18 protein-coding genes are annotated in these 17,461 nt (G+C 67.0%); 5 read left to right on the top strand and 13 right to left on the bottom strand.

The window, feature by feature from the left end; all coding sequences use genetic code 11:
- Positions 1 to 86 precede the first annotated feature (86 nt).
- Positions 87 to 737, bottom strand: coding sequence for a TetR/AcrR family transcriptional regulator (locus ABXJ52_RS02425; protein ID WP_367038860.1), 651 nt, complete (start codon positions 735 to 737; stop codon positions 87 to 89).
- Positions 738 to 854: 117 nt separating this feature from the next.
- Between ABXJ52_RS02425 and ABXJ52_RS02420 the strand changes: the two genes are divergently transcribed.
- On the top strand, positions 855 to 1,550 hold the full coding sequence (locus ABXJ52_RS02420; RefSeq protein WP_367038859.1) for a hypothetical protein: 696 nt from the start codon (positions 855 to 857) through the stop codon (positions 1,548 to 1,550).
- A 634-nt stretch (positions 1,551 to 2,184) separates the two neighbouring features.
- Here ABXJ52_RS02420 and tcmP read toward each other — a convergent pair.
- Positions 2,185 to 3,177, bottom strand: coding sequence for a three-Cys-motif partner protein TcmP (gene tcmP, locus ABXJ52_RS02415; RefSeq protein WP_367038858.1), 993 nt, complete (start codon positions 3,175 to 3,177; stop codon positions 2,185 to 2,187).
- Here tcmP and ABXJ52_RS02410 point away from each other — a divergent pair.
- Complete coding sequence (locus ABXJ52_RS02410; RefSeq protein ID WP_367038857.1) at positions 3,163 to 3,315, top strand: hypothetical protein; 153 nt, start codon at positions 3,163 to 3,165, stop codon at positions 3,313 to 3,315. The two genes, tcmP and ABXJ52_RS02410, sit on opposite strands and share 15 nt — an antisense overlap.
- Positions 3,312 to 3,662 (top strand): GNAT family protein, encoded by a 351-nt coding sequence (locus ABXJ52_RS02405; protein ID WP_367048768.1) that lies wholly within the window; start codon positions 3,312 to 3,314, stop codon positions 3,660 to 3,662. Before ABXJ52_RS02410 ends, ABXJ52_RS02405 begins: the two co-directional genes overlap by 4 nt.
- Before the next feature lie 124 nt (positions 3,663 to 3,786).
- Here ABXJ52_RS02405 and ABXJ52_RS02400 read toward each other — a convergent pair.
- From ABXJ52_RS02400 to ABXJ52_RS02390, 3 genes are all read right to left on the bottom strand, one after another.
- A protein-coding gene (locus tag ABXJ52_RS02400; RefSeq protein ID WP_367038206.1) for an IS5 family transposase occupies positions 3,787 to 4,604 on the bottom strand; the annotation gives its coding sequence in 2 pieces (ribosomal slippage) (positions 3,787 to 4,244 and positions 4,244 to 4,604; 819 coding nt in all).
- A gap of 198 nt (positions 4,605 to 4,802) precedes the next feature.
- Positions 4,803 to 5,657: a fumarylacetoacetate hydrolase family protein gene (locus tag ABXJ52_RS02395; RefSeq protein WP_367038856.1), complete on the bottom strand. Its 855-nt coding sequence runs from the start codon at positions 5,655 to 5,657 to the stop codon at positions 4,803 to 4,805.
- 23 nt (positions 5,658 to 5,680) lie between these two features.
- Positions 5,681 to 7,042: a citrate:proton symporter gene (locus ABXJ52_RS02390; RefSeq protein ID WP_367038855.1), complete on the bottom strand. Its 1,362-nt coding sequence runs from the start codon at positions 7,040 to 7,042 to the stop codon at positions 5,681 to 5,683.
- A 167-nt stretch (positions 7,043 to 7,209) separates the two neighbouring features.
- On the opposite strand from ABXJ52_RS02390, the gene ABXJ52_RS02385 reads away from it, so the two are divergent.
- The gene (locus ABXJ52_RS02385; RefSeq protein WP_367038854.1) at positions 7,210 to 8,454 is read left to right on the top strand and encodes a histidine kinase; all 1,245 of its coding nucleotides are present in this window, start codon (positions 7,210 to 7,212) and stop codon (positions 8,452 to 8,454) included.
- Entirely contained in the window at positions 8,454 to 9,137 is a 684-nt protein-coding gene (locus ABXJ52_RS02380) for a response regulator transcription factor (RefSeq protein ID WP_367038852.1), read from the top strand. The genes ABXJ52_RS02385 and ABXJ52_RS02380 overlap by 1 nt, the downstream gene beginning before the upstream one ends.
- An 80-nt stretch (positions 9,138 to 9,217) precedes the next feature.
- On the opposite strand, the gene ABXJ52_RS02375 is transcribed toward ABXJ52_RS02380, so the two are convergent.
- From ABXJ52_RS02375 to ABXJ52_RS02340, 8 genes are read right to left on the bottom strand one after another with little or no spacing between them, the layout of a single operon-like run.
- Positions 9,218 to 9,955 (bottom strand): SDR family oxidoreductase, encoded by a 738-nt coding sequence (locus ABXJ52_RS02375; protein ID WP_367038851.1) that lies wholly within the window; start codon positions 9,953 to 9,955, stop codon positions 9,218 to 9,220.
- The gene (locus ABXJ52_RS02370; RefSeq protein ID WP_367038849.1) at positions 9,952 to 11,112 is read right to left on the bottom strand and encodes an alpha-hydroxy-acid oxidizing protein; all 1,161 of its coding nucleotides are present in this window, start codon (positions 11,110 to 11,112) and stop codon (positions 9,952 to 9,954) included. Before ABXJ52_RS02370 ends, ABXJ52_RS02375 begins: the two co-directional genes overlap by 4 nt.
- The gene (locus ABXJ52_RS02365; protein WP_367038848.1) at positions 11,105 to 11,425 is read right to left on the bottom strand and encodes a DUF4387 domain-containing protein; all 321 of its coding nucleotides are present in this window, start codon (positions 11,423 to 11,425) and stop codon (positions 11,105 to 11,107) included. Before ABXJ52_RS02365 ends, ABXJ52_RS02370 begins: the two co-directional genes overlap by 8 nt.
- Before the next feature lie 26 nt (positions 11,426 to 11,451).
- A complete protein-coding gene (locus ABXJ52_RS02360) occupies positions 11,452 to 12,810 on the bottom strand; it encodes an acyclic terpene utilization AtuA family protein (RefSeq protein ID WP_367038847.1) in 1,359 nt (452 codons plus the stop codon).
- Positions 12,811 to 12,834: 24 nt separating this feature from the next.
- Positions 12,835 to 14,559, bottom strand: a complete 1,725-nt coding sequence (locus ABXJ52_RS02355; protein ID WP_367038846.1) for an IlvD/Edd family dehydratase — start codon at positions 14,557 to 14,559, stop codon at positions 12,835 to 12,837.
- An 18-nt stretch (positions 14,560 to 14,577) separates the two neighbouring features.
- Positions 14,578 to 15,777 carry a carboxymuconolactone decarboxylase family protein gene (locus ABXJ52_RS02350; RefSeq protein WP_367038845.1) on the bottom strand — a complete coding sequence of 400 codons (1,200 nt, stop codon included), beginning with the start codon at positions 15,775 to 15,777 and terminating at the stop codon, positions 14,578 to 14,580.
- A 34-nt stretch (positions 15,778 to 15,811) separates the two neighbouring features.
- Positions 15,812 to 16,759, bottom strand: coding sequence for a D-glycerate dehydrogenase (locus ABXJ52_RS02345; protein ID WP_367038844.1), 948 nt, complete (start codon positions 16,757 to 16,759; stop codon positions 15,812 to 15,814).
- A gap of 10 nt (positions 16,760 to 16,769) precedes the next feature.
- A complete protein-coding gene (locus ABXJ52_RS02340) occupies positions 16,770 to 17,435 on the bottom strand; it encodes a hypothetical protein (protein ID WP_367038843.1) in 666 nt (221 codons plus the stop codon).
- Between the last annotated feature and the right edge of the window lie 26 nt (positions 17,436 to 17,461).

The raw sequence follows: 17,461 nt of genomic DNA, 5'->3' as shown, positions 1-17,461 counted from the left end.
CCTGACGGGTGTCGGCGTGGCCCCCGTGGGCGTCCGTGCGGGCGGGGGCGGCAGGCCGTCCCGGCGAGGGCGGGCGGACCGGACGCTCAGGTGGGGTCGCGGTCCCGCCGGCCGGGGGTGAGGAGGTAGGCGACGGCCATGTCGCTCAGTTCGTCCGCGTACCGGCGCTGGGCCGTCTCTCCGGTCGCCGGGTCGGGGCGTACGGAGTTGTGGAAGCAGGCGCCGAGGAGGGCGCGGGCCGCGGTGTCCAGTGCCGCCTGCGGGTCGGAGTGGCGGATCTCCTTCGCGTAGGGGGCCGCCGCTTCGAGCAGGAGTCGGTGGACCTCGGTGATGGTGCGGGCGCCGCGGTCCGTGGGCCTGGCGCCACGCGCACGCAGCAACTCGGGGAATAGGTTGTTGCTGCCGGCAAAGGACCGCAGCAGGGCGTGCGCGTAGGCATCCATGACGCCGGACAGGGACGGCTCAGCGTTGCGTAGCTGCTCGGCCACATACTCCTCGCGCCGGTCCAACATCCGCTCGGTGAGGGCGTTGATCAGCTGCTCCTTGTCCTCGAAGCGGCGGTAGATGGTGCCGACCGAAACGCCGGCGCGCTCCGCGACACCGGTCATCGTCATCTCCTCCAGGCCGCCCGAAGAGGCGATCTCCTCGGCCGCGCGCAGGACGCGGGCCAGGGTCGCGGCGCTGCGCGCCTGCTGAGGCTCCTTGTACGGCGCCGAGCGGTCGTGCTGGTCGGTCATGGCCCGCATCGTATCGGCGCGGGTTGTGGCAGGAACGGTTGACAAGGGGTGGGCCTCTCTGCGTAACCTCGTAACGCGAATGTGAATTTACATTCGCATCATAGTGGAGGTACGACCATGACCGACAAGCAGACGCCCGTAGTGACCGTGACGCTCGCATCCGGGCCGACCGGTGGCGGCAGCATCGACGACTTCGAGCTGTTCTACGCCCGCCGCGCCCTGGATCGCTTCAGGGCGCGCCTGGGCCGCCAGGGCCTGCTCGATCTGCTGGCCGCGGACATCGAGGAGGGCAATGCCTTCCTGAGGGAGTGCGCGCTCGCCTCCGGCGGTGCGTTCCACGCGGGCACGACGGTGCTCCAGGCGCATGGCCTCACCTCGGGCGAGTTCCTGGAGTGGATGGACGCTGCGTTCACGTCCGACGACTCCCGCCCGCTCCTCGCCGCGCACCCCGAGCACTACGTGATGGGCACCGAGGAACTCGGAGCGCGCGTGGTGGAGAACATCGGCCCCCACGTCTGCTCCTTCTACATGGGCGGCTGGGGCACGGCCGAGATGGCCTGGGCCGACGACGCGGCCGAGCTCCTCCCGGAGTCGGAGTTTCCTCGGAAGATGTCCTCGAACCTCTTCCTGGAGGACGGCACGGTCGTCGGGCGTGCACTGATCCAGTTCGGCGACACCGCCGACGGGTTCACCGCCAACCTGACGGTCTACTTCCCCACGGCCTGCCCGCAGGAGGTCCTGGAGCACCACATGCGGCACTACGCCGTCGAGTTCAGGAACTGGATCGTCGCCGCGGCTGCGGCGAGCGCCTGACGGCCGCGGGCGGCGCTCCGGTCCGGCCGACGCCCGTCGGCCGGATCGCCGGGCGACCGTGGCCTCGACTCAGCCGCGGCCGCCCGGGGCCCGTGCGGTCCTCGCCGGCCCTCCGGCGCAAGCGGCCCCGGGCCGGCACCCCCGGGCCTCCCGGGTGGCTGCGGTGTGGTGGTCCTGGAAGAAGGCGATCGTCGCGATGGCCTTCTGGAGGGTTTCCTTGCCGGGCGATGCTCAGGCGTCGGTGATTGTTTGTCAGGTGGGGGCGGGTGTCGGGATCGTCGGAGCGCTTTGTGGCCTCCTGCGCTCGGGGCGCGGTCTGGAAGGCTGGCGGCGGTGGCCCACTGCTGATCGTGGACCGGACCGCTCTGGGCGACGGCGAGATCCGGTCCCACATGGCGCAGGTTGTCGAATGCGTCTCATGGGGTCCAGCTGGTCCAGTTCGAAAGCGTACGCGTAGGTCTGGTCTCTGTGGTCCAGGGGCGTCAACGCTGTTGGTGAGACGCGTGTGATTCGTGAGGCACTTCTGGCGGCCTACTCCGGCCGAGGTTTTGAGTAGACAGGCCCTGATGCGACGAGGCTCGTCGGTCTGCTTCGACGAGTCCCGTCGCGCGGTTGGTACGTCCTCGGGGTCTGCTCACCAGAGGGCGCCCTGCTCGGCTGTTGGTCCCGACGTCGAAGGCGTCGCCGCCAGGTGCGCGCGCGCCTTGTTGGTGATGGCGCGAGGGTCCGTCGTCACTGCGCCCGTGTCACGTAGCTGTCGTACGGCGTCGATCACTTGGGCGGGTCGGTAAACGGTCTCCAGGAGGGCGTATCGCTTGAGTTCCGGGATGGCCCGACCGTCGGGGGCTTCGGAGATGAAGTCGTGCAGTATCCGTCGCAGCGGGGCCGTATCGGGTTCAAATACGAGCTCCAGCATTTGCTGCTGGGTATCTCTGGGGTCGCGGTAACGTACGCCGTAGGAAGGGTCCACCTTCCACATGGCGTCCTTCATCTTCTCCAGCCCGAGTTCGTGCTGGGTGCCGAAGATCAGGTAGAGCTTCCTGTTGCCTTCGTCGATCATCTCGAAGTACAGCGTGTGTGTGAAGCCGGCCTGGCGCAGCGTGGCTCGGTATTGCTCGCGCAGGAACGTGAACTTGTGCGAGGAAGGCCGCTGGAATACGGCCTGCCACGCCTGGCTCCCGAAGGCTGCGTCGCCAAGTTGGCGGTGTCCGTCGTGGTTCTCGGCGAACCGTGTGAGGAAGCTGGGTTCGAAGGTCACCATCACTTCGGTGCGGGGGTAGCTTCCCAACTCCTGCAGTAGCGAGAATGGGATGTCAGGTCCACCGAAGCTGTCGAGCAGGACGAACAGAGGATCCCGCAACGCGCCCATGCTCCGGAGCTTCTGCAGCAGGGCTGGGTGGAAGTCTTCGTGGCGAATGTCCACTGCCATTCGCTGGGCGATGCCGGCCCTGCCCGCGATTCCGCCGTGGCGCGCGACTTGCGCGCCGAGATCGAGATGTGCCGACCTGCTCGCCCTGCCCTGCCGCGCTAAGCACGGGTAGAGTCCGCCATCATGTACCCGATCAGCCGACGCGGCCCGCGACTTGAGCTCCGCGAGCTCACCGTTGACGACGTGGATGCCGTTCACGCGATTTACGGCAGCGCGGAAGCGACCGAACATCTGTCCTTCGAGCCGCGCTCCCGTGACCAGGTGGGACAGATCGTCTCCCGCTCGATCGCCGCAGCGAGCAAGTCTCCGCGCGACGAGCACGCGCTGGCCGCATAGGCCGGGGCAGGGGCGGGCTGATCGGGTTCGCCCGCCTGGCACTTGACCCTCACCAGCAGCAGGGGGCGACGATCGGCTTCGCACTGCGCCCGGACGCGTGGGGCGTCGGCTACGGGGTTGAAACGGTGCGGCTTCTGCTCGAAGTCGGCTTCGACGAGCTGGGACTGCACCGCATCTGGGGCGCTCGCTCCCCGCGCAACCCCGCTTCCATCAAGACGATGCTCACGGCTGGGATGCGCGAGGACTACACGATCCGCGAGCACATCCAGAAGGCCGGACGATGGCGAGACTCGGTCGTGCATACAATCCTGAGCCAAGAATGGCAGCCCATACAGCCTGTGGCGTAGCGCGATCGTGCGGTGCGCGGCACCGCCCCATTCCGTCCCCGGTCGCTGGCGGCCCTTGGTCCGCAGACTGTGGCCATTCGTTTTCGCAGGCATCGGGCTCGACTCTGTCGCTCGATAAAAGGCGCTAACAAAGCCGTTGGACGTGGCGGTGGGTGATCAGGCAGACGGCGAGACCGAGGAAGGCCTCATGGATGTCGTCGCGCCGTTCCCAGCGGATGCGCAGGCGGCGGAAGCCGTGGAGCCAGGCGATGGTGCGCTCGACGACGTAGCGGAAGATGCCCAGGCCGGTGCCGTGTGGCTCGCCTCGTTTCGCGATCACGGGGCGGATGCCGCGCTGCCAGAGCAGGCGGCGGTACTTGTCGTGGTCGTAGCCGCGGTCGGCGAGAAGCGCGTCAGGGCGTCGGCGCGGTCTGCCGACCCGTCCCGCGACGGCTGGGATCTTGTCGAGCAGGGGCAGGAGTTGGGTGACGTCGTTGCGGTTTCCGCCGGTCAGGGTCACTGCGAGCGGGATGCCCTGGCCGTCGACGATGAGGTGGTGCTTGCTGCCCGGCCGTGCGCGGTCGACCGGGCTGGGCCCGCTTTTGGGCCTTTACGAGCTGCCCTGACGTGGGAGGAGTCGATCACCGTCCGGCCCCAGTCGATCTGGTTCTTCGAGCGCAGCTTCTCCAGCAGGACGACGTGGAGTTGGTCCCAGACGCCGGCGTCATTCCAGGCGGCCAGGCGCCGCCAACAGGTCATTCCCGAGCCGAAGCCAAGCTCCTGGGGCAGATACTCCCACTGGATGCCGGTATGCAGCACGAACAAGATCCCGCACAGGGCCTGCCGATCGGGCACCCGCGGTCTGCCCTGTGCCAGCTTCGGTCCAGGCTCGGGCAGCAACGGCTCGATAAGCGACCACAGTTCATCCGACACGATCCACGGCCGCGACTGACGTTTCGCCACAACCAGACCAACGAGCCGACGCGCCAAGAGTCACATGATCAACCGCTTTTGTTAGAAGCAGTAAGCCCCCGGTAGACCTCGTGGCCTGCAGAGGTGTTGTTCGAGATGCCTTGACCGGACGACATCGTTCGTCTCCGGGCGGTGCCGACGGGTCTCGTAACCCAGGTGGACACGAACTTCCCGTCGCGGGCGTCGGGCTCAGTGAGTCGTCTCCTGTGTCACCGGGTTGGTCAGTGTGCCGATTTGGTCGATCTCGACCGTGCATGTGTCGCCGGGTTTCATCCAGACCTGGGGCTTGCGCAGGGCTCCCACGCCGTCGGGTGTGCCGGTGACGATCACGTCGCCGGGGGACAGCGTCATGGCTTCGGAGAGGATGGCCACTAGTTTGGCCACGCCGAAGATCATGTCCCGGGTGTTGGCCTCCTGCATCGTGGTGCCGTTCAGGATCGTCCTGATGCCCAATCCATCGCAGCCGTCCGGCAGTTCGTCACGCGTGACGAGTTCAGGGCCGAAGGCGCCCGTGTCGTCGAACGTCTTGCCTATCGTCCATTGCTGCGACTTGATCTGGAAGTCCCTGACGGAACCGTCGTTGAACAGGGAATAGCCCGCGACGTGATCGAGCGCATCGCCCTCCGTGATGTGCCGTCCGCCCTTACCGATGACCGCGGCGAGTTCGCATTCATAGTCGAGCCAGTCGGATGCGTTCGGCCGGACCAGAGGATCGCCGTGCGCCACCAGGCTGTTGGCGAATCGAGCGAATACGGCCGGATACGTGGGCGCCTCGAATCCACTCTCCTTCGAGTGCTCGGCGTAGTTCAGGCCGATACACAGGATTTTCCCCGGGCTTGTGATCGGGGGCAACAGCTTCGCGTCTGAGAGCGTGACAGCCGGCGCACTGCCGAGGGTCTCGGCCAGTTCGGCGAGATCGGAGTCCTTGCCCACGAAGTGCTGGAGATCACCGCCCAGTCGGGAGACGGGGAGGCCCCGGTATCCGGCTTCGGTCTTGACTGCCACACCGGGTTCGGTTCCGGCGACGTAGCTGATGAATCGCATCCATTACTCCTGCAACTAGGGTTCTATACGGCGTAGATGACACCGGTTGCGGCAGCGCCGGCCATGGCTATCAGGCTCAGCCCGAAAGTCCAGGGCCAGGAGAAGCGCTGCAGCGTTCCGATGTCGGTGCGCAGCAGCGTCGCGACGAAGTAGATCGGTGCGATCAGCGGGCTGAGCGAGTGAGTGGGCATGCCGATCAGAGCTGCCCGGGCGATCACCTCGGGCGGGACGCCGAAGGCGCCGGCCGTCTGCGCGAAAATCGGGACGACACCGAGGAAAAAGCTGTCGGTGGAAAGGATGATCAGCAGCGGTATGGAGAGAACCGCGGTGACGAAGGCGAACGCACCGCCCCAGCTCTCCGGGACGACCGAGATGACGTTGTTGGACATTGCCTCTACCATGCCGCTCTCACTGAGAATGCCCGTGAAAGCGCCTGCCGCCAGGATCAGCGTGAGCAGCATGACGACCGTTCCGGTGTGCGGCTTCAACCGGTCCTGCTGCTCCTGCAGGTTCGGGAAGTTGACGGTGATCGCGATGGCGAAAGCGGCCATCACCAGCGCCGGCAGCGGGATGAATCCAATGCCGAGGCAGACCATCAGGGTGAGAGTGAGGGGCAAGTTGAACCAGAAGTTCCGGGGCTCGATCACCTTGCGCGGTGCGTGAGCGCCCGACTGATTCTTCTCGACCGATGCCGATGCCGATGCCGATGCCGATGCCGATGCCGACTCCGGTCCTGCTTCCGACCGAGCCTCCGCCTCCTCGGCGTCGTGCTTGTGCAGCCTGCGCCTTTCGGAGCGGCCGAGGACGTACGCGAACACCAGGGAGGCGGCAAGCGAGATGAAGAACGTCGGCAGCATGGGGACGACGATGTCCGAGACGTCGATCTTGAGGGAGATCGCCATACGCGCCGCAGGGCCGCCCCACGGCATCCAGTTCAGAATCGGACAGATGGCGCCGAGCAGCATGGCGATGATCAGTGGATTGATACCGACGCGGCGGTAGATCGGATACATCGCGGACACGGTGATGAGTACGGCAGTGGCGCCGTCACCGTCGAACCCGGCGATCATGACGAGAAGTGCGGTGCCCACGACTATCTTCACCGGATCGTCGCCCACCGTGGCGATGATCCTGCGGGCAAAGGGTTCGAAAAGTCCGCATTCGAACATCACCAGGAAGTACAGCAGGGCAAAGATCAGCATGACTGCGGTCGGTGCGGTTTCGACGACACCGGCGACCATCATGTCGCCCAGTTCGGTGCCGAAACCGCCGACCAGTCCGAACGCCGTCGGAACAAGGATCAGTCCGGCAGCGGCGGACATTTTCTTCGCGATGACGAGCACGGTGAAGAGGCTGATTGTGCCAAATCCCAGTAGAGCCAGCATTGCATTCCTCTCGGCTTCGAAGAAGCCCCGTGACGCAGGGCGAGGAGTAGGACGACTGCGTGGCTGAGAGTAGGAGTCAGGTACCGGCGGAGCGTCACACCGTTCGGGGAGCCCGTATCCCCCGGTCGGGGGACTCGGTGGCGGGCGCGGCGAGGATAATCGCTCGGGTGGTGATTACGGACGACGCCGGAACTGCGGTGACCCAGGCATCCATACGTTGGGCGGAAGTTCCCCGCGTGATGCGATCTCTCGAAATGCAGGCTCGGCTTGCCTCCGTCGCCTGCTTGTTGGTCGACGCCGTGGTGTTCGTCGTCGCGACGCCGGACCTGCATGCGCCGGTCCGGATCGGAGCGCTGCTCGGCATCGTGTGCGTGGATGCCGCGCTGGCTCTGCCTGCCCGATACTCGGCGTCGGTGGCCGGGATACACGCGGTCGCCGCGATCGGCCTCGCAGTCGTGCTCCACTCGACCCCGGAGGCCGATCTGGACCTGGTCGGAACGGTGATCGCCGCCTACCGGGCCGGCGCGTGGCTCAAGGGCCGGTGGAGTATCGGCGCCCTCAGCGTGCTTGCGACGGCTGCGGTGATCTCGCAGCTGGTGGCCGACCCCGCCGACCTCCTTTCGGTCGTCACGGAAATGATGAAGGATGCCTGTATTCCGTGGCTGGTCGGCAGATACACCTCGGGCCGCCGCGCCTACATCACGGAACTACGCCACAACCGGGAGAACGAATTGCGCGAAGCCACCGCGGCGGGGGAGATGGCGGTGGTCAGAGTACGGGCGTCGATCGCGCGAGACCTGCACGACGTGATTTCCCACCACGTGAGCGCGATCGGTGTGCACGCCGGTGCCGCGCGCATCAATCTCGCCGCGAAACCGGAATTCGCCGATATGGGGATCATGGATTCGCTGGCATCCGTCGAGCAGTCCAGTCGCTCAGCTATGTCCGACCTGCGTCGTATGCTCGACATCCTGCACGGACATTCGGATTCGACCAGCCAGCCAGGACTCGGCAATTTGGACGAACTCTTCGACGGGGTACGCCGCTCGGGCCTGGCCACGCGGTTCCGGGTGAGCGGCACCCGGCGCGGACTGCCTGAATCGATCGACGTCGCGCTGTATCAAATCACCCAGGAAATGCTGACCAACGCACTTCGCTACGGGAACGGGGAGACGGTGGATGTCGTCCTGCACTTCGGCGACACTGAGGTCGTACTGATCGCGCGCAACGGCATCGGGGCACCTGCCGAGCGTGGCGACCGCCCCTCGACCGGCCGCGGCCTGGCCGGAATCCGCAGCCGGGCCGCCCTTTTCGGCGGCACCGTTTCGCACGGGCCCGACCCCGCCGGGAAGACCTGGGAAACCAAGGTCAGCGTGTACTACGGCGCCTCACCGTCAGGAGAATCCGTGTGATGTTCCGAGTACTGATAGCCGACGACCACGCTGCCTTCCGCTCCGGCCTGCGCGCGATCCTCGGCACGCAGCCGGACTTCGAATGTGTCGCCGAGGTCGCCGAGGGCCGCGCAGCGGTCGCCGAAACCATCCGGTTGCGCCCCGACCTGGCGATCCTGGACGTCCGGATGCCCAAGCTCGACGGTCTGGCCGCGGCCGCGGAGATCGTGGCCTCCGGGCTCACGGGCGTGCGCATGCTGATGCTCACCACCTATGACAGCGACGAGTATCTGCATCGCGCGCTCACCACCGGCGTCCACGGCTTCGTACTGAAGAGCCTGCCGCCGGAGGAACTCATCGCCGCCATCAGGGCGACGGCCCGCGGTGACGCCTACGTCGACCCGGCCGTCGTCCGGCGGCTGAGGCCTCGCATCGCCGACGCGCTGGCCCCTGTCGAGGCGTCGGTCCCGAAGCTGCCGCCGGGGATGGCACGGCTGACCGCGCGCGAACACGAAGTCTTCCTGCTGCTCGCGGAGGGTTTCACCAATCCGGAGATCGGCGTGCATCTCCACATCGGCGACGAGACGGTCAAGACCCACGTCTCGCGCGTACTCACGAAGCTGCGCCTGCGCGACCGGGTGCACGCCGTCCGCTACGCCTATCGGCACGGCATCGTCCAGGTCGGCGACGAACTGGACATATAGACGAACTGGACGTGTAGGGGAGGCCGTTCAGGGCAGCGCCATCTTGCGCTGCCTCGAACGACCCGGCACGGGCTGCCCGGCTACCAGCCGGGCGAGTCCTCGATGCCCGACCCGCGGAACTCACCGGTCATCACGCCGGGAGCCAGAGTCGCCAGGTGGACCGGCACCACCGCGCCATCGGACACGGTGCGATCGCCGCGCCAGGGCGTCGCCGCGTTGATGTCGGTCGGTACGCGGCCGGGGGTGGCGGCGTTGACCTGGATGCCGTCCGCCCGCAGCGCCTCCGCGTACAGCAGGGTGAGTACGTTGAGCGCGGCCTTCGACGAGCTGTAGGCGAGCGCTCCGCGCTCCCGCTGCCTGCTGTCCGGTGCGCTGAGCGCGGTGAGGGATCCGAGGCGGCTGGATATGTTCACGATCCGGCCGTTCGCCGACTTCCGCAGGAGCGGGACGCAGGCCGAGGTCACGGTCACCGTGCCGAAGACGTTGACCTCGTACGTGGTGCGCAGCTGGTCCGCGGTGATGGCCAGGACGTCGGTCCCGACCTCGCCGGCGATCCCGGCGTTGTTGACCAGGACGTCGAGCCTGCCGAATTCGGCCTTGACCGTGAGTACGGCGGCCTCGACGGAGACCGGGTCGGTGACATCCAGTCGGACGAACCGCACGTCGTCACCGCCGGCTCGCAAGGCCGCGGAAGCTTCCCGGCCGCGGGCCTCGTCCCGCGCGCCGAGGTACACCGTCATGCCGCGCGCGGCGAGCTGCCGGACGATCTCGCGTCCGAGTCCCTTGTTCCCGCCGGTCACCAGAGCGATATCGGTCAACTCGTCCTCCGGATGTTCTCCCGGACCGCCGCGAAATCGGGGTATCCGTTCACGGCCATCAACAGATCCGCTTCTGCCAGCATCGTCCGCAGCACGTGGACGAGCCCCGCGACACCGCCGAGCGCGAGCCCGTACGCGTACGGACGGCCGATGCCGACCATGGTGGCGCCGAGGCCGATCGCCTTGACCACGTCGGATCCGCTGCGCACACCAGAGTCGAACAGGACCGGCACTCGGTCGTCGCAGGCCGCGACCACCTCGGGCAGCATCTCGAGGGCGCTGAGGCCGCCGTTGGCCTGACGGCCGCCGTGGTTGGAGCAGTAAATGCCGTCCGCGCCGGCGTCGATCGCACGACGAGCGTCGTCGGGATGGGAGATCCCCTTCAGGATGATCGGCAGATCCGTCAGCGACCGCAGCCAGGCCAAGTCGTTCCAGGACAGCGGGTTTCCGAAGATCTGCGCCCAGGTACGGATGTCCGTTTGCGGGTCCGCGGCTGAACCGGCGAGGCGACGGAAGACGGGATCGCCGGTGTAGTTCTCCAGTACGTTCCCGCGCAGTTGGGGAAAGTTGCCGGTGGCCAGGTCGCGGGGGCGCCAGCCGGGGACCCAGGTGTCCAGGGTGACGGCGATCCCGCGGTAGCCGGCCTTCTCCGCGCGTTCGACCAGACTGGCCGCGAGATCCCGGTCCTTCGGCGTGTAGAGCTGGAAGAAGCTCGGTGTCGAGCCCGCGTGCGTGATCACCTGCTCCAGAGGGTCCTGCATCAGCGTGGAGAACATCGCGGGCACACCCGTCTCGGCGGCTGCACGTGCGACCGCGATGTCTCCGTGCCGATCCTCGGTGACCAACCCGATCACGCCTACCGGTGCCATGAAGACGGGGCTGCGGAAGGTCTGGCCCCACGCCGTGACCGACATCTCCCGCTCGTCGGCGCCGACCAGCATGCGGGGCACCAGACCCCACTGCGTGAACGCTTCGACGTTACGGCGCTGGGTCGCCTCGTCTCCCGCGCCGCCGGCGATGTACGAGTGCAGCGACGGCGAGAGAACGGAGGCCGCCCGGCTCTCCAGCGTCGCGTAATCCATCGGGAGTCCCGGCACACGTCCGCTCAACGCGTCGAAGTAGATCCCGAACTGGTAGTCCGCGAACTGGTCAGCCATGACACTCCCCGAGCTCGACGTCGAGGAGGTACGCGTACTGCTGCCCGGAGTGCAGATCACGCTCTTCCACCCCGCCCTGGGGCGTCCGCCTCGGATACGAGATCTTCAGGATGTGCAGGGTCGGTATGGGGAAGAGCGTCACCTTCTTCGGGTCGACGTCGTAGACAGCAGCGATCGCGTCGGCGCCGAGGGCCGGACTCTCGGCGTAGCGCCTGTAGTTGTCCTCGCCGTCGAACATCAAGTCGATCGTGACCCAGAAGGGCCCCGCCACCTTGGACCTGACCTGACGGCAGACTTCACTGACCTTGGGCACGGCCGGCCACCTTTCCTTTCCGTTCCTCAGACATCGAGCAGTTCGAAGCGCACGAGTTCCATTGGGTCGTCGACGCTCACCACGTGGTTCAGGACGAACTGATAGACGGGGCCGCGGTCGATGTCGCCCGGCGTGAACGCCCAGCCGTAGCTGGGGAGCTCCATGCCCATACGGATCGGCATGTGGAAGAAGTACGGATTGCAGGCCTTCGCGATCTGGCTCGCGAGCTCCTGCGTCTTGGCCGTGATGACTCCCATCAGGCCGATCTCGAGGGGCACCGAGCCCGGCGGCGGCTGCATTCCGCTCACACCGTTCCAGCCGTACATCCGCAACGAGATGTGGAATTCACCCTCGTCGAGACCGGTGGTGGACTTCGCCCGCTCGGTCAGCGTGACCAGCATCTTGTCGTGGAACACCTGTGGCTCGGCCAGCACGTCCGGGTCCGCGATCCCGACGATCATGATCGTCTGGAACAGGTTCCCGGAGGCGCCTTCCAGCTTCATCGTGTACGGCTTCGGAGTCCAGGCGGAACCGGTCACTCGCACCTTGGAATCGGTCAACTGGACGTACTGGCAGTCGGTGACGTCGAGTTCACCACCTGGCTCGGTCAGCTTCCACGGGTTCTTGTTCTCGTACAGGAGGTGTCCGGAGATGCTCTCCACCGTCGCCTTGAACTGCGGATCCACCGGCTCGACGTCGAAACCGTCCTCGTGGATCTCGATCAGCACTCCGCGCTGTCCGGTGGCGGCCGATGTCGACTGGCCCCCGCATTCTGCGATCTTCCCCGCGTGCCAGCACGGCCCGGCCGGCGCACCCTGTCGCAGCGCGAAGGCGGCGATGACCGCCGGGTCGGACGAACGCCCGCCGATGACGATGTCGGCGTCGGCGTCCAGAGCGGCGATGTAGGGCTCAGGGCCCATCAGCGCGACGATGTGCAGGCAGTCGTCGATCTGTGCCTTCTCGAGGTCACCGAGCGGGGGCAGGCCCGTGACCTTCCCGTCGGCGAGCTTCTGCTCGACGGTCCTTTGTGATTGCTCGGAATACAGGAGCGCGACCTTCGGCGTGTATCCCTTTTCACGGGCGATCTCCAGGACGATGTCCCGAGTCCAGTCGACGTTCTGGTCGCCCCCCGCCTGACCGGCCGTACCGATCAGGATCGGTATCTGTGCGGCCTGTTGGGCGCCCATCAGGAGTTCCAGGTCCTTCTTGACCGAGGCCCGGTCGTTCTTGGACACGCCTTTGGCGAGATAGGCCGCACCGCTGTCGGTCGAACCGGCGTCGAGCGCGATCGCATCGGGTTCGCGCGCCAAGGCGTAGTCGATCTCCTCCGGGAAGATCCCGACGCCCAGAGACCCCTGAGGTACATAGATCTTGGTGGTATTCATGCTGCTTTCCTTCCGGCCGGAGGATCAGTGCTGATTGGGCGGGACTTCGCTGCCGGTCTTGCCGACCAGGAAATCCAGATCGCAGCCGTCGTGCGCCTGGTTCACGGTGTCGATGTAGAGCTTCGCGTAGCCTCGCGTCGCCTTCGGTTCGAGCGCCCGTCGCGCAGCGAGGCGACTTTGCAGTTCTTCTTCGGAGATCAGCAGATCGAGCCTTCGCTCGGCCACGTCGAGTTCGATGACATCACCGTTGTGGACTGCGTCCAGGGCGCCGCCGGCGGCCGCTTCGGGCGAGACGTGCAGAACGACCGCACCGAATGCGGTGCCGCTCATCCGGGCATCGGAAATACGCACCATGTCCTTGACTCCGACGGCGAGCAGCTTGGCCGGGATCGGCATCATCCCCAGCTCCGGCATACCGGGAAATCCCTTGGGCCCGCAGTTCTTCAGGACCATCACCGAGTCCGCGTCGATGTCGAGATCAGGGTCGTCGATACGCGCGTTGAGGTCGTCCTGGTTCTCGAACACCACCGCCCGGCCCCGGTGCTTGAGCAAACGCGGTTCCGCGGCGGATGGCTTGATGACCGAGCCCTCCGGGCACAGATTGCCGCGGAGCACCGCGATCCCCGAATGCGATTTGAAGGGCTCCGCCACGCTGAACACCACGTCCCGGTTGTGGCATGCGGCATCGGCGTTGTTCTCCGCGAGCGTACGGCCGGTCACGGTCAACGCATCCCGGTGCAGAAGGCCCGCTTCGCAGAGGTCCCGAATGATGACCGGCAGTCCGCCTGCCTCGTGGAAGTCCTGCATCAGATAGCTGCCGGACGGCTGGATGTTGAGCAGCGTGGGGATGTCCTGGCCGATCTGATGCCAGTCCTCGATGGCGAGCGGAACCTCCATCCGCCGGGCCACCGCGGTGAGATGGATGACCGCATTGGTCGAGCCGCCGATCGCGGCATTGACCTTGATCGCGTTCTCGAATGCCTCGCGGGTCATCACCTTGTCGAGGGTGAGGTCCTCGCGCACCATGTCGACGATCCGGCGTCCCACCTCACGGGCGAGTACCCGGCGCCGCGCATCGACGGCGGGTATCGCGGCATTGTCCGGCAGGCCGACACCCATCGCCTCGACCATCGCGGCCATCGTCGAGCCGGTGCCCATCACGTTGCAGACACCGACGGTGCGGTTGAGGCAGGACTCGGCCTCCTCCACGTCCTCGACGGTCGCCCGGCCGGCGCGCAGGTCCGCCGAGAGATTCCAGGCGTCCTTGATGCCGAAGGACCTGCCGCGAAAACTGCCGTTGAGCATCGGCCCCGCCGAAAGCCCGATCGTCGGCAGATTGACGCTTGCGGCCCCCATCAAGAGCCCGGGGGTCGTCTTGTCGCAGCCCATCATCAGGACGACGCCGTCGAGCGGGTTGGCGCGCAGTGTCTCCTCGACGTCCATGCTGCAGAGATTGCGCAACAGCATGGCCGTGGGCCGGGTCAGCGTCTCTCCCGTCGAGATGACGGGGAATTCCATCGGGACGCCGCCCGCTTCCAGAATCCCCTCGCGAACGTGCTGCGCCAGCTCGCGGAAGTGGGAATTGCAGGAGGTCAGTTCGGACCAGGTGTTGCAGATTCCGACGACCGGCCGGCCGTCGAAGTGGTCCTTCGGCACGCCGCGACTGCGCACCCAACTCCGGTGCGTGAAGCCTTTGGCTCCTCGGCCCCCGAACCAGTCCTGCGACCGGAGCTCAGATTTGTTGCCCATCGTCCCTGCTTTCGTGGTTCAGTGTCGGCGCTGCTGCTGCTCGCGGAACTGGTCGAGGTCGGGCAGGTAACCGAGCGAGCCCTCTTCCAAGGTCGTGCCGAAGTTGCGTGCGACGCACGACTGAAGTACGTAGAGGCCGTAGACCAGGATGAGATCGGTGACGCCCTCGGGCCCGAATTCGTCGAACTGATCCCAGTTCTCGTCCGAGATCCGGTTCCGGTGGTACAGGTCGTCCACCGTGCTGACGATCACCCGGTCGAAATCCTTCAGCAGCGGGCTCTTCGGGCCTTCGGCGACGCCGAACAGGTCCTCGTCCGTGACGCCCAGCTTCAGGGATGCCTTGCGGTGCTGGGACCACAGATACTCGCTGTCGCACAGCCAGACCGTGCGCATGCAGGCGAGCTGCCAGACGCGCGGTGGCAGTGAGGTGTCGTCGATCGCGCGCTTGCCGAAGGGGGACATCGACCGGAGGAACTCCGGGTAGTTGATCATCGCCTTCTGGAGCTTCGAGGTGGTCGGCTTTCCGCGGCGCCCCATGCGGCTTGCCTGCTCGATCTGGGGCGGACTCAGGAGCGAGTAGTCCGCCTCGAAGACGCGTTTGCTCAGCCGGCGGGGCGCCTCAAGGGCCCGCCCGCTCGCGTGGCCCGACGACGCGAGCGCATCGCCCCATCCGGTGACGTCGCCCTCCAGTTGTACGCCCATGCTGTTGACCGCGGCGGCGAGGGTGAGGACGAAGCCGTAGGTCGTCATGAGGTCCAGGAGGGCGTTCGGACCGAGCCGGTCGATCCGGTACCACTTCTCTTCGGAGAGGTAGTGCGTGTCGTGCAGCTCGTCGATCGCCTCGACGGTGTGTTGCTCGATGCTGTTCAGCAGGTCGCCGCGGGCGCCGCCCGCGACCTCGTCGAGCTCTGCGTCGCCGATCCCGTAAGCCCGGCTCTCCTCACGCAGTTGAGCCCATAGATACTCGCTCTCGCACAGCCAGGCGGCACGCAGTGCGGCGAGCCGGGCCAGGCGTGGCTGGAGATCGCTGGTCAAGGTGACCCGAGTGCCGATCCGCCCGATGGAACGGGCGAACTCGGGATAGTTGAGGAAGGTCTTCATCATGGTGGAGGTGCCGCTCTCACCGTACGGGCCCATCTTGATACGCACGGCTTCCTGGCGCCCGGAGAGCTTGTCCAGGTCCACCGGTGGAACACGTGTCGGGTACTTCTGCGTCATGGATCTCCTTGCCCGGTTCGGCTGTTGGTTGGATTCACGGCTGCGGGACCGGCGTGACCGGCTCCCCGCCGCCGAGTACGGCCACGACGTTCTCGACGGCGACCTCGGCCATCCGCGTACGGGTCTGGGCGGTGGCGGAGCCGAGATGAGGTGCGAGTACGACGTTCTCGAGCTCGATGAGCCCGGGGTGTACGTGCGGTTCGTCCTCGTACACATCGAGCGCCGCGCCGGCGATCTCGCCGAGGTACAGGGCGCGTGCCAGCGCGGCCTCGTCGACTACCGGGCCTCGCGCCGTGTTGACCAGGTAGGCGCTCCGCTTCATCAGGCGCAGAGCCGCTTCGTCGATCAGATGGTGGGTCTCCTGCGTCAGCGGGCAGTGCAGGGAGACGACGTCCGCGGTGGACAGCAGCTCCTTCAACTCGACGCGTGTGCTGGGACCGATGACGCCAGGACCACGCCGGGCGTGGTGCACCACGTCCATGCCGAAGGCGGCGGCGCGGCGTGCCACCGCCCTGCCGATGGCGCCCATGCCGACGACGCCGAGACGCCCCTTCTGAAGGCCGGCACCGAGCAGGAACCCCATGTCCCACGACCACGGAGTGCCGGACCTGATCAGCCGGTCGCCCTCGCTCACCCGCCGGGTCACGTCGAGCAGCAGCGCCATCGTCAGGTCGGCGGTCGCGTCGACAAGGACGCCCGGAGTGTTCGTCGCGACCGCGCCGTGGGCTGTGATCGCGGCTACGTCGAGGTTGTCGTAGCCGGTGGCGGTGTTGGCCACCACGCGCAACTGAGGCCCGGCGGCGAGGACTTCGGTCCCGATCTGGTCGTTGAGCGTCGTGATGACCGCGTCAGCTCCGACCACCCCCGCGCGCAGTTCGTCCTGTGTCAGCGGCCGGTCATGCGGGGAGACCGTCACCTTGCCGATCCGGGCGAGCGGGCTGAGGACGTCGCCGGGAAGGGCACGGGTGATGAAGATGTTCACCGGGGTTCTCCTAATGCCGTACGCGCTTCAGGGCGAGCAGTCCGTCCCGCGTGAAGTCGGGGGAGCGCGCCCAGGTCACGATCGACTGCTCCTCTGCACGGATCTCCTCGGCCAGCGCGGGGAGCCGGGCGGCCACGGCGTGCGGGATACGCAGAACGCCGTGCTGGTCCCCGTGGAGCAGATCGCCTGCTGTGACGTCGAGGCCGCCGACCCGCACGGGGGCACCGATCCCGGTGAGCCGCATGTGGGCGCGTGCTACGCAGAGGCCGGCGGCATGCACGGCGTAGCCCACCTCGCGCAGGTCCGGCTCGTCGCGCACCCGGCCGTTGGTCACGAACCCGGTGATCTCCAGTGCGGCGAGGAGAGTTCCGTTGACCTCGCCGAGGAACGCCCCGGCGCCGGGGACCTCGTCGAGGTCCTGCACCACGACGACGACCGGTCCTTCGACGGCGAGTACGGCCCGGTGCAGCTCGGCGACCGGCACCGCGTCCTCGCCCGGGGCCGCTGCCCGCATGGTGGCCGTGACAGCCGTGCCCACAAACCGGCCGCCCGCGATCCGGTGGAGCGAGCCGTCGGTGTAGGCCTGGCCGTCGGCGCCGGTCTCGGAACGGCGCAGGGCGTTGCTGAGGGCGGGGGTGTCCCAGGCTGCGAGGAGTTCGTGGACGGGGTCGGACATCTGGTCCTCCGGTGTAGTGGGGGAGT

Source organism: Streptomyces sp. Je 1-332 (assembly GCF_040730185.1).
Taxonomy (GTDB): domain Bacteria; phylum Actinomycetota; class Actinomycetes; order Streptomycetales; family Streptomycetaceae; genus Streptomyces.
The sequence above is the reverse complement of the archived record's forward strand: the minus strand, read 5'-3'. Positions and strand labels throughout refer to the sequence as shown.